At 39.8% G+C, this 12,066-nt stretch carries 13 protein-coding genes; 11 read left to right on the top strand and 2 right to left on the bottom strand.

The window, feature by feature from the left end; all coding sequences use genetic code 11:
* Nucleotides 1-309 precede the first annotated feature (309 nt).
* The 7 genes from KGP16_RS09445 to KGP16_RS09415 all read left to right on the top strand — a co-directional run bounded on the left by KGP16_RS09445 (nucleotide 310) and on the right by KGP16_RS09415 (nucleotide 7,828).
* Nucleotides 310-966 (top strand): HAD family phosphatase, encoded by a 657-nt coding sequence (locus KGP16_RS09445; protein ID WP_223501238.1) that lies wholly within the window; start codon nucleotides 310-312, stop codon nucleotides 964-966.
* A gap of 73 nt (nucleotides 967-1,039) precedes the next feature.
* The gene (locus KGP16_RS09440; RefSeq protein ID WP_223499202.1) at nucleotides 1,040-1,660 is read left to right on the top strand and encodes a glutathione S-transferase family protein; all 621 of its coding nucleotides are present in this window, start codon (nucleotides 1,040-1,042) and stop codon (nucleotides 1,658-1,660) included.
* Nucleotides 1,661-1,712: 52 nt separating this feature from the next.
* Nucleotides 1,713-2,129: a YjaA family stress response protein gene (locus KGP16_RS09435; protein WP_094982887.1), complete on the top strand. Its 417-nt coding sequence runs from the start codon at nucleotides 1,713-1,715 to the stop codon at nucleotides 2,127-2,129.
* A gap of 63 nt (nucleotides 2,130-2,192) precedes the next feature.
* On the top strand, nucleotides 2,193-2,612 hold the full coding sequence (locus KGP16_RS09430) for a GNAT family N-acetyltransferase (RefSeq protein WP_121606432.1): 420 nt from the start codon (nucleotides 2,193-2,195) through the stop codon (nucleotides 2,610-2,612).
* An 11-nt stretch (nucleotides 2,613-2,623) separates the two neighbouring features.
* The gene (locus KGP16_RS09425; protein ID WP_021179961.1) at nucleotides 2,624-3,604 is read left to right on the top strand and encodes a magnesium and cobalt transport protein CorA; all 981 of its coding nucleotides are present in this window, start codon (nucleotides 2,624-2,626) and stop codon (nucleotides 3,602-3,604) included.
* A gap of 745 nt (nucleotides 3,605-4,349) precedes the next feature.
* Entirely contained in the window at nucleotides 4,350-5,249 is a 900-nt protein-coding gene (locus tag KGP16_RS09420; RefSeq protein ID WP_223501237.1) for a DUF1837 domain-containing protein, read from the top strand.
* 5 nt (nucleotides 5,250-5,254) lie between these two features.
* Complete coding sequence (locus KGP16_RS09415) at nucleotides 5,255-7,828, top strand: DEAD/DEAH box helicase (RefSeq protein WP_223501236.1); 2,574 nt, start codon at nucleotides 5,255-5,257, stop codon at nucleotides 7,826-7,828.
* A 267-nt stretch (nucleotides 7,829-8,095) separates the two neighbouring features.
* Here the strand turns inward: KGP16_RS09415 and KGP16_RS09410 are convergent, their stop codons facing one another.
* Entirely contained in the window at nucleotides 8,096-8,725 is a 630-nt protein-coding gene (locus tag KGP16_RS09410) for a S24 family peptidase (RefSeq protein WP_223501234.1), read from the bottom strand.
* A gap of 127 nt (nucleotides 8,726-8,852) precedes the next feature.
* Between KGP16_RS09410 and KGP16_RS09405 the strand changes: the two genes are divergently transcribed.
* The 4 genes from KGP16_RS09405 to KGP16_RS09390 are packed head-to-tail and all read left to right on the top strand — an operon-like array spanning nucleotide 8,853 to nucleotide 10,390.
* Entirely contained in the window at nucleotides 8,853-9,128 is a 276-nt protein-coding gene (locus KGP16_RS09405) for a helix-turn-helix transcriptional regulator (RefSeq protein ID WP_223501233.1), read from the top strand.
* 3 nt (nucleotides 9,129-9,131) lie between these two features.
* Nucleotides 9,132-9,776 (top strand): hypothetical protein, encoded by a 645-nt coding sequence (locus KGP16_RS09400; protein WP_223501232.1) that lies wholly within the window; start codon nucleotides 9,132-9,134, stop codon nucleotides 9,774-9,776.
* A gap of 2 nt (nucleotides 9,777-9,778) precedes the next feature.
* Nucleotides 9,779-10,015, top strand: coding sequence for a hypothetical protein (locus KGP16_RS09395; protein WP_223501231.1), 237 nt, complete (start codon nucleotides 9,779-9,781; stop codon nucleotides 10,013-10,015).
* Nucleotides 10,016-10,033: 18 nt separating this feature from the next.
* A complete protein-coding gene (locus tag KGP16_RS09390; RefSeq protein ID WP_223501230.1) occupies nucleotides 10,034-10,390 on the top strand; it encodes a hypothetical protein in 357 nt (118 codons plus the stop codon).
* Nucleotides 10,391-10,552: 162 nt separating this feature from the next.
* Here KGP16_RS09390 and KGP16_RS09385 read toward each other — a convergent pair whose 3' ends face one another.
* A complete protein-coding gene (locus KGP16_RS09385) occupies nucleotides 10,553-11,941 on the bottom strand; it encodes a HEPN domain-containing protein (protein WP_223501228.1) in 1,389 nt (462 codons plus the stop codon).
* Nucleotides 11,942-12,066 lie beyond the last annotated feature (125 nt).

The following is a 12,066-nucleotide window of genomic DNA, read 5'->3' as shown; positions in this document are numbered from 1 at the left end:
GCGAAATACCCAGCGGCTCCCATTTGGGCCAACGCGGCACCGAAAGTGCCCTCGTTGTGAGTTTATTAGATTGCTCTTATTTTTGCAGGGTTTAGGCTGATTTTTCTGCATTTTTACATAACTGTACGTTACCGCAGAGAAATTGGTTGGAAATCAGGCTATGTGCCAGGTTATGCAAACTTTCAACAAACCGTCGCCGCACTGTCATCAAAGTTACTTATGCTCTGCGCATTTCACCGTGGCAACTGGCTCGACGCCGCGAGTATCCGTTATCCTGTAGCCGCAGCATTCATTGCCGGAGAAATATTGATGGATTTAGCCCTGTTCGACCTGGATGAAACCCTGATTGATGATGACAGCGCCAGCCTGTGGGTTCGCTGGCTGGTGGCCGAAGGGTTCGCTCCGGCAGAATTGGAACGCCAAGAACAGCTGTTGATGCAATCCTATTATCAGGGACAACTGTCGATGGAAGATTATATGCAGGCAACGTTGGTTCCGCTGGCGGGCCTGAGTACCCAGACCGTCGACGGTTGGGTGCAGCGCTATATTCGTCGAGATATCCTGCCTCGCGTCTACCCCGCGGCACGCGAACGCATGCAATGGCATCGCGAGCGGGGCGACTGCATTCTGGTGATTTCAGCAACCGGTGAACACCTGGTTGCCCCCATCGCCGAACAACTGGGAGCCGATGGCGCGCTGGCTATCGGTGTCGAAGTGGCAGAAGGCCGTTTTACCGGCAATACCTACGGCACCATGACCTATCAGCAGGGTAAGGTCATCCGCCTGCAACAGTGGTTACAGCAACACCCTGAACTGCAATTTGCCCATAGCCACGGCTATAGCGACTCCATTAACGATAAAGCCATGCTGGAATACGTCGACAGCGCCACCGTTATCAACCCGAATAGCGATCTTGGCGCGCTGGCAGAAAAGCACGGTTGGGAAGTCTGCCACTGGGAACGCTGATTTCAAGGTGACAAAAACGGCTTTGTAGCGTAGGTATGAGGGTTACTTTTATCCGTCGATGAGGAGGTGCTTTGTGCTGACCATTTGGGGCCGTGAGAATTCTACAAACGTCAAAAAGGTGCGCTGGTGTGCCGCAGAGTTAGGGCTAAATTACACCCATATCAACGCCGGAGGTGCCTACGGTAAGGTTAACGAAGAGCCCTATCGTTCGCTTAATCCCAACGGCCTGGTGCCGCTGTTGCAAGATGGGGATTTCGTGCTGTGGGAATCCAATACCATTGTGCGTTATCTGGCGGCCAAGTTCGGCCAGACGCCATTCTACCCGCAGGATCTCCAGGCTCGTGCTGCGGCAGAGAAATGGATGGACTGGAACACCTCAACCATCACCGCCCCCTTCCGCAACGTGTTCTGGGGCATGGTTCGCACTCCGCCCGAAAAGCGTGATATGGCGCTGATTGAGGCTGGCATTGCTGAACTGGAGCAACACTTTGCGATCATCGAACGCACATTGGCTGAGCAGCCCTACCTCTCAGGCCAAGAGTTCGGCATCGGCGATATACCGCTCGGCAGCTTTGTTTACGCCTGGTTTTCCATGCCGATCGAACGCCAGCCTAGCCCGCATATGGAACGCTGGTATCAACGGCTGTGCGCACGCCCTGCTTACCAGCACGCGGTGATGATCCCACTCACTTGATTGCCAAGGTGTCCCAGATGGGGCACTTCTTACAACGCAGGGACGCAAAAGCATGTCATTGTTTTATTTACAGGTACGCAGAAACCATCTGACCCTGAAAAGCCTCGATACTCAGAAGACCGCCTCTAGAGTTGGCCCTTTCAGCACTCAACGGCTGCTGGTCGGCCAGTTTTTTATTGCCGAATACTGCCTGTATAATCTGGTACCAGAGTTTTTCCCTGGCTTTCTCAATCAGCTTAAGCGCCGCCATTTGCGTCATGACATAGTGATCCATGCAATGGAAATGCTGGAAGGCGGCGTAAGCCAGGTAGAGCAGCGGATCCTGCAGGAAATTACCGTTGCAAGCTTTCCCAAAGGATATCACTCAGTATATGCGGACCCGCATCCCCTGAGTGATGATACGGTAAAACGCATTTTATTAATGAATTCTGACCAAGTGCTTACCGCCGCCGATCTTAAACTCACCTAAATTTCAATATGTTGCATTTTTCCTTTGCTGTGCTTAAGTTAGTTGAACCATCCAGGAGGCACAATGAAAATCACCGTAACAGACGCACTACAGCCAGAAGATACCGAAGAGATTCGCAATCATTTGAAGACTTTCAACCACCAATTTGTCGGCGATATCCTGAACAAAAACATCGGGGTTTTTGTCCTGGATGATCAGGGTAATAAACTCGCTGGGTTAACCGGCAGTACCGTAGGCAGTTGGTTAAGCATCGATCTGTTGTGGGTTTCTGAGACATTACGCGGCGAAGGTGTAGGCAGTAAGCTCATCAAGAAAGCAGAACAGCAGGCAATAGCGGATGGCTGCAAATTTGCGCGTGTAGATACTTTCAGTTTCCAGGCTCGGCCATTCTACGAAAAACAGGGTTACCAGTTGCAAATGACATTGCACAATGCGCCGGTAGAGCATGAACGCTATTTCTTCACCAAAACCCTCACAGACTGACAGGTAACGCGATGGAAACCCAAGCAATGGTAATCAACTGCGTGGCGTACAAGGCCGGAAAACGGCTGACCGACGTGACGATTGAGGATATCAGTGAAGTGGTCAAGGAGCCGGACACCTTTATCTGGCTGGGCTTGTGGCAACCGGAAGACGCGTTTATGCGCAAGATCCAGGAGGAATTCGGCCTGCACGATCTGGCGATCGAAGACGCCTTATGTGCCCATCAACGGCCGAAAATAGAAACCTACGGTGACTCGCTGTTCATCGTGGTGAAAACCGCACAGTGGATGAAAGAAGAAGTCGAATACGGTGAGACCCACTTTTTCGTTGGTAAAAACTTCCTGATCAGCGTGCGCCACGGTGCTTCCTCCAGCTATGCCCCTATCCGCGCCAAGGCAGAGGAAAATCCCAAGCAGTTGTGCCATGGGCCTGGCTTTGCGCTGTATTCGGTATTGGATTTTATCGTCGACAACTATCGCCATATCGTCGGCAAGTTCGAAACGATGATCGAAGACATCGAGTCCAACATGTTCAGGTCGGAGTTTGACGAAACCGCCATCGAAAACGTCTACAGCCTGCGCCGCCACCTGCTCGGCCTGCGGAATGCCGCCCTGCCGATGGATGAGATCTGCAACCAACTGATCCATCTGCATGAAGATGTGATCCCCAAAGAACTGCGGGCCTACGTTCGCGACGTGCAGGACCATACCCGGCAGGTCGCCAGCACGCTAGACGATATGCGCGAAATGCTGACCAACGCCATGCACGTCAATCTGGCTTTGGTGACCGTCAAGCAAAACGAAGTGGTTAAGCGATTGGCAGGCTGGGGGGCGATCCTGGCCATTCCAACGGTGATCTTCAGCCTCTACGGCATGAACTTCGCCGATATGCCCGAATTGAAGTTCCCCTGGGCTTACCACACCACGTTGGGCGTCACGGTCGCCGGTTGCTTCTTCCTGTACCAAAAACTCAAGCGTTCCGGCTGGTTATAGATCGCCATCAAAACGGCCTATACTGCCAGGGTCGAGACTGCTGCTGGCAACGTTACGTTGGGGCGCTGCATGCGCCCGTCTGGCTTTGTCATCAATCTGGGCCGTTTTTGTTTACGCCGCCAACATATAACGGTGTAATTTCCCGTTGCCCAAGTGTAAAATCCGCCCGTTTCTATTTTGGATTGAGCTATGTCACAAACTATGACCCCAAAAGCCCCCCGTGTCGGCTTTGTCTCACTAGGTTGCCCCAACAATCAAAAAAAAGATTCAGTACAAAAATCAATCTATCATTAACTTATGTGATTTACGATAAAATTCTACGATCACTGCACCGCAGTATCAGCTCCTTAGGCACCTGATAACTGACATTCTAAAGTAGTTGAGTTATAGCCTACTTACTTGGCGGATACCGAGCCAATGCATACAATCGCCCTGAGGAATGGTTAGTTTGTAAAACGGGTTGTGTTGATTTTGTATCATTGCAAAGCCCTAAAAATCGGACAAACCGGATTAACATCAAAATTTAGAGGAAGATTGAGGAAGTTTCTTTAGGCAGGGCCAGTGCTACAACACATAGAGAAATCTAAGGTGAAAATTCATATCGATGTCACGAACACACCCTTCTCGATACAAAGATTTTAAAATGCACTTGACTGTGTTTTTATACAGTATATATACTATGGGTACAAAATCGACAAAGTGTCTTAAGCATGATAAATTTTATCCATGATAACAAAAAGGTATTATGGATATGCTACTGCCGATACGAGTAAAAAAAAGTTTTTTAGAACTATTTAAAACATTACCTTTTAACCATACGTCACAGCAATCAAGCATAAATTTACATGTACTGAATATTGAGAGCAATCAATTCATTTATGATAGATTAGTAGATGAACTAAGAGAGATAATTATTACATATGTTCATTCAAATAGGCGGTTGAAAGAATTTAATGACAGTCACTCATCATTTAGCCCTAAACCATATATTGAGGCTGTAAAAAAGTTTCGCAAGTTTGCATCTAATGATGGCGAGCTCGGTGAGTTACTGTTATATGCGTTTCTTGAATCTGGATTAAATGCCCCAAAATTATTGTCCAAAATGGAGTTGAAAACTGATGCAAATGATTACATCAAAGGTTCTGATGGTATTCATCTATTAGAAACAAATGATAGTTATCAACTTATTTTTGGAGAGTCTAAAATGTATGCTGACCTTTTAGATGGTGCTCGAGATGCTTTTGACTCCATTGCTGAATTTAAAGCTAATGGATTGAAATTCGAACGTGGATTAATTGACACCCATGTAATGAATGAAATGGTATCTGAAGAAGGCTATGAGAAAATAAAATCTATTCTTTTACCGTCAGGGAACGATGGGCCAGATCTTGATTTGTCTTTTGGTATATTTCTTGGATTTGAATTGCCTGTTGATAATGCTAGGCTTTCAATGAGCAATAAAGATTTTAGACAATGGGTTAATGACTACGTAAGTCAAAATGCCTCACGTGTTATCAACACTATTCAACGTAAAATTAATAAACTTAATTTATTTGGCCACGAATTTCATATATACATAGTTCCTTTTACTAATATTGATATAACTCGTAAAAAATTAATTCAAGAAATGCTAACAATCGAGTAAATACTATGAATGAAACCACCCAATCAAAAAATATTCATTTAGCGACTCGTCTAGCAGATGATGCTTTCGAGAGCCCTTATTTTAAAGAGTTATACAAACATATAAGCAAATTATACGACAGTAAGTTATTCGACTCACATGATGGAACCAGTTTAGAAAATAGTGAGAAAATTGAACATGCGTTACGTTTCGCGGATATACTATCTCACTCACCTAAGGAAGAGTATAGAACATGTGCTTTCGAGATTATAAGCAAAGTATCTTCATTCAAAAATAATGACTCGTATCTTAAATTTATTGGTTCAGCAGTAATTAACAGGTTAGGTGTTTATGCTGCTGAGAATTTAATATCAAGAGGAGTTATATTGCCTTTGGATCGAGAAATTGACTCCATAATAAAGAAATCAATACAAAAAACCGACGTTGATGGTGTATATTTCACTGATAGGCAATATGAGCTATACCAATTGTTAAAAAAAAGCTCGTCAATTAGCTTTGCTGGCCCGACCTCAATGGGTAAATCTTTTGTTATAAATGCTTTCATTAAAGAAATAGTAGCCGAATATAATAATAAAAACATAGCGTTAATCGTCCCAACAAGAGCACTGATAAGTCAAAATGCTTTAAAATTAAAAAGCGAAATAAAAAGCTCATTCTATGGTGATCAGTATGAAGTAATAACAACCTCATACATGATTAGCAATGATAATAATAAAGGCTATATCTTTATTCTTACTCCTGAGAGATTAGTCAGCATCATAAGTTCGTCACCAGAAATAAAGATTGACTATCTATTTGTTGATGAGGCACAAAAACTCACAACAAAAAATGATTCAAGAAGCCTTGTAACCTATTCAGCAATTGAACAAACACTTAATTCAAACCCTGACACAAAGTTATTTTTCTCCTCACCAAATTTATCAAACCCTGATATTTTCAATACTCTTTTCAATAGAAAAAAATCCATATCTTATAGAAGCACTGAAGGTGCTACCGCTCAAAATCTATACTTTATTGATTTATTAATTAAAGAGTTTTTTTATGTAAACACTCAAAAGTTTAAACTTGAGTGTATCAAAAACATTCCTGATAATTATAACAATGCAAATGATTTAATTTATAAATTAAACTATGGAAAAAGCAAGATCATATACTGCGGTGGTATTGATAATACTCTTGAACGCACTAGAGAATTCATAAAATATCTTAAACGTCATAAAGGTAGCTTTAAACCTAAAAATGCAGAAATAGTCGCACAAATCAGAGAATTTGTTCATGACAACTATGAGCTCGCCGAAGCCATTAATTATGGTGTGGCATTTCATTTTGGTAACTTGCCACAATCAATTAGAGATTTAATTGAGCATCATTTTAAAATTGGTAATATTGACTATCTATTTTGCACCTCAACCCTTCTCGAAGGTGTTAATTTACCTGCAAGATCTGTATTCATTTTAACTCATAAAAAAGGCCTCAGTCCTTTAGAGTCAGTCGACTTTTGGAATTTAGCAGGAAGAGCTGGTCGGTTAGCAATGGAATTAGCAGGCGATATTTTCTGCATTAGAGATGATAGCAAGCTATGGAATAAAAAGGCAGTTGATAATATTCTACTTTCCAATAAAAATGATATTTCATTAATACCAAGCTTCTACATTGAAGATAGTAAAAGGCTAAATGAATTAAATGGAATAATCAATACAGGTGAAACAGCCAATATCAAAAATGCAGAATTCCTTAGAACGTTAGGAGACATGCTTAGGATAGATACAATAAGAGAGAAGAGTGATAAAAATCTCCCTCTCATGAGTTACTTTCAAAATAGCGGTAATACCGACATAATATTAAGTGCAAGAAATAGCACAAAAAACATACGCATACCTCTAAGTATTCTATTGGCAAATAGCCATATAGCCATTGACTCTCAACACAATGCGTTCAATGAAATCAAAAGAATGACCCCAACACAGTTGAAACTGTCTTGGCAGCCAACTTATGAAGAAATAGTATCAAAATTAAATAAAATATTTTCTATATATCAGATTGATAAATTTTCCACAGGTCAAAACCGCCTCTATTCTAATTCAATCCCTTACTATGCAGTTATTCTCTTACAATGGATGCATGGTAATAGCCTTCAAGAAATAATCGCCGGGGCAATTGCTTATAAAAAGAACAAAGAAATAAGAATAAAAAATGCCCTTGTCCCTTTCGACAGTAGTGACCCTTCACACATAACAATAGTAGTTAATGATACAATTAAGGATATCGAATTACGGGTAGGATACCAGTTGCAAAATTACATATCTCACTATTGTCAGCTTTTGACTCATGTATTGCATGGTAATCCAGGGGCAAACTGGTCACAGTTTATAGAATTTGGATCAAATGACCAAACTGTATGGCATTTGCAGATGATGGGGTTTTCAAGAGATAGTGCAGTATATCTTAAGAGAAACTTTTCAAAATATATTAAGCTCAACACAGAAAAAAATAAATTAGTAATATCAAACAGAGAGTTAATTAAGAGTTCAGTCAAAAAAAATAGATTACACGCTTTAGAGATCCAATCATTACTATAAATTATCATGGGAGGATGTTGATGAAAAACATCCTCCTTACAGTTTTTCATACGAACAAATGGAAGAGTAAGCGTTGAACTACTATCAATTTTTCAATAGATAATTAATACTTGGATGACATGTATTTTTTACTTGATAAAATAAACTCTCAGCAGTTAATTATCTTAATGAAATACGCCTAATAATTGGGTGACTTATATTTATGTGCCATTTTTTCGTTTCCCCTTGATTATAAAATACTCAACATTTTCAAAAATATATCTTCAGCTAAGCACCACTAATAATGAGATGAATACAACCTAATACTTCAAATAAATAAAGCTCAGAATCAGCCAAGAACAAAACTGGATATTTTTTATTATCACTCAGCAGATTGTATCCTTGAGCAACCACTTGAACTCGCTTGAACAAATAGTTGTCCCCCCTCTTCAGCACTACAAGTTGGTTTTCTTTCAATTGCTTTACGCTCATATCAATGATGAGCACAGCACCAGCTCTAAAAGTAGGCTCCATTACATCAGTAGTTACTTGCAGAGCCGCAAGATCGTTTGTGTCGTATCTATCTTGCAAAAGATTCTGATCCAACAAAAGGTAACCTTCGTGTTCCACAAATGGAATTTGTACTGCCCTAGTGAGTTCTTTGTCATCATTAGCAACTACATGTGAGACCGAGGCTTCCTTACCTGTTGCCAACCACTCTATAGTGACATCTAACGCACGGGCCAATAGTACTAAGTTATCTAACGTTGGACTACTAAGGCCTGAAAGGTAGTTGTGCAGTGTTGTGTACCCTATATCGGCCTTTTTCGCAAACGCCCGCATGGAACCAGCAGGCAATTTGCTCTTAAGCCGCTTGGTGAATGGGGATAGTTCCTTTGAAGGCACCGCTGGTTTCATTTCAAGTATCCATAGTTAGGTAACGAGAACTAAAAAATCCAAATAAACAATCAAAATACATATTTCAGATTGACTAATCCATTTTTATGATCAAAAATACACCCGAAATAAGTAATGAGAGTTCATAATGAGTGATAATGATCTGATAGATTCGCAGAAAACCGCTCCACTTTCCACTACTGAACAAAATTGGCATCGAGCAGATATCCTTGCCGCTATTAGGAAGCAAGGAACAACGCTTTCAGAGTTATCAAGACAGGCAGGACTACACGAAAGAACTTTATACAACGTCTTGGAGCGACATTGGTCTAAAGGAGAAAAAATAGTCAGTGAATGTATAGGTGTCCCAGTAGAAGAAATTTGGCCAGAAAGATGCAAAAGCCAACTTATGAAGGAGAAGTAGTCAATGGTTGGATTAATAGTAATTATTGTTTGTATTGCCTTATCTGTTCTTTGCTATAAAAAAATGGCAAATAGATCTCGTGCAAGAGGACGGGGAAAATTAAGCACTGTGATTATTGCTTTATCATCAAGTAGTTTAGTCTTTATAGTTTCTATGATGATTGGGATAAGCAATTTCTTCCCTGAAGCTGAAGGTAGTAAAAACAATGAGGTTGAAAATATAGCAAATGCTACTACTGATAATGAATCTCCATTAGAGCTACGCATACAGGAAGAGATTAACTCCTTACCTGAAGACAGTGCTAAACGCGGTTTAGCTATTTCCGTATATAAGAACTATGGCGTAAGCAATAAAGATCTTACTGAAGCACTAAAAAAATCTGATTGTTACAATGCAATTGTTTCAAAAATGAAAGTGCAACAATCAGCATACTCATATGAAACAAAGAGCTGGCAGTCATTTAAAGATTTTGAACGTGATATTGGCGGCGGTGCTTACTTAAAAGCAGAAATGGACTATAGAAAGAGATACAACGAGGAATTTGGTAGGAATCAGAAAAAATTGAGCAATGAATTAGCATTATGTACTTATAGCGTTGCACAATCTTTACCTGAGCACTTGCCAAGACCTAAACCAGAAGAGTATTAATTATGAAGAAAATAATATTATCCATACTTTTAACCACTACATTATTCATAGGTCACTCTATGGCTTCAGGATTGAAGGAATACAAAGTTGAATATGTTGTAGCAGGTAGTGGTGTAGTATATGCTGAAAATATATACGCTCACTCGCCAAGCGAAGCTTGGAATAAATTAAAGAAAAAGGAGAAGAGCAACGGTAAAGAAGCAATACAAAGATCTGTAAGGGAACTCAAACAGCGATAACGTATTGGAGATAGTAAAATGAAGAAGATTTTAATCCTATCAATTATGTTAATAATCTCAACAGCTAATGCTAAAGTTATTAATGGTAAGGAAGATAAGCCATTTATCGTTGACAATAAAGTAGTATGTCTCAAAGAGATCGAAAAGCAAATGACACCGTTTCTAATAAAGTCAGAAATGGAGAGTGGTGTTAAATACAAGTTCATCGTCAAATCAGGTCTATCATATGAAGTTTTAGCCGGATTAAGAATACAAGTTAATCGCGTAGATAACGGATTAAATGATAGAATTGCTGATTTAGATTATTACTGGACTCAAGAAAGAGGTAGCATGTGTGAACCCGCGTATCTTATACTTGATCGTATAGATAATTGAACTTAACTGAGACTGAAATTAATAGGAAATTTTATACCAATAAGATGCTCACATTGTAACTATGTGAGCATCATTTTTCAGGGTTAGTATATTGATTAGTAATATTACTTCTCAAGCTATAAAACCTCTAAACTACATCCATATAAATTACTGAATCTACTTCTATTCAGTTTCATCAAGAATTGCCCGTTCAGGTATTTTGTCCAAAAATTCTGGCATTTTTATATTAAAATCAGTTTTGCTAAAACCAAAAATAGAAAGATAAAATATAGCTCCCACTAAAGTTTTTGAGCAAAACTCTATTGGACAGAAATGTAATTTTTCATCATGAGAAGAACCATGGACGATTTTTGAGCGAACATTATAGAGTTGCCTTGCTTTATCCCTAACCACTTCATCAAGACCAGTCCGATTAATATTTAAATTAGTAACTCTTCGCTTGAAAGTTTCAGTAGTATCGTCTTCGCCAAAATTTACTAATGCTTCTAGTGAACTCACAAGCTTCTGTATTTGCTGATGCCAATTAGACTCAGTAACAGCATCACCATACCACAGTAGTGAACGTTCGATGCGTTCAACTACTCTTTGCTTAGTAGCACTTGGCAATAATAATAACTCCGGAATTTGCATCGATAGGTCAATTAAGTTATTCTCTATCATTCGCCCTTCAATAAAGCCTTTCCAAAAATGCTCTGAATGAGAGTGTAGTATATCGAATTGAAAGGTTGTGACCTTTTCCATATTATTTTCGTTTTTTCCATATTTATAAAAATCTAACCTGTGCCTATCTATCTCATGAGAAGCTAATAGTGGGATTGCTTGGGGAGATAACCTTGTCGCCAAAAGTTTCAGTATATTATAAGTAGCTTCCTTTGCTTTCTCTGCTAAATGTAATGCAAGTAGTTTACTACATTTGTTCTGAATTCTAACCTCAAGGTAATAATTGCTTTCGTTAGGACGCGTTTTTTTAAATAAAGAAAGTTCATCACCATCCAAACCCATTGATTTAATTGGAATTAAACCAATGTTTTCACTAAGTTGTAGCTCTTTATCAAAATTAAAGATAGTAACTGGAAAATGAAACACATAACGAGAGAATTCTTTCTTAAATGTATCTATTCGCCGCTCAGCAATTTTCTGTAACTCACTGATTTTTAATCCTTTGTACTTCTCATTATCACTACAACTCTCTTCAACATCATCTAAATCAAAATTTGCATACTCATAAACGATTGCCTCAATGATTTTATTAAGCTCTTCTGCCAAACAGTGAAGATGATTGTTTTTATGAATTAGCACAGCCAATTCTCGAGTAAGATTCAAAGAGCGTGTGGTATGATATAATTGATAAATGCAAGGAGTCTTATCCTCCCATTTTGTCAGCATTTCAGCTTGGAGATCAATCGGAGCATCTATACATATAGTGAATATATTGCTTTCCTGCATATCTTTGTAAAATGCATTCTTATCCTCAAGCCAAAGTTTATAGGAACGAGCTAATTCTTCTAACAACTCAAAAAACTTTTTTTTGCTTTCACCGGATAACTTCATAAATTTATAACCGCTTGAGTGATTGACTGTTCGTTTATAGACTACATGCAGAAAGAAACTTAAGGCAAGACTTGGAGTGAGATATAGTTTACTGTTTGAATAGCTAGAGAAGATTCGTCAGAAAA

Origin of the sequence: Serratia sp. JSRIV006, from assembly GCF_019968685.1 — a bacterium.
In the GTDB taxonomy this organism is placed as follows: domain Bacteria; phylum Pseudomonadota; class Gammaproteobacteria; order Enterobacterales; family Enterobacteriaceae; genus Chania; species Chania fonticola_B.
Note: the sequence above shows the minus strand (reverse complement) of the source record. Positions and strands in the feature narration are given on the sequence as shown.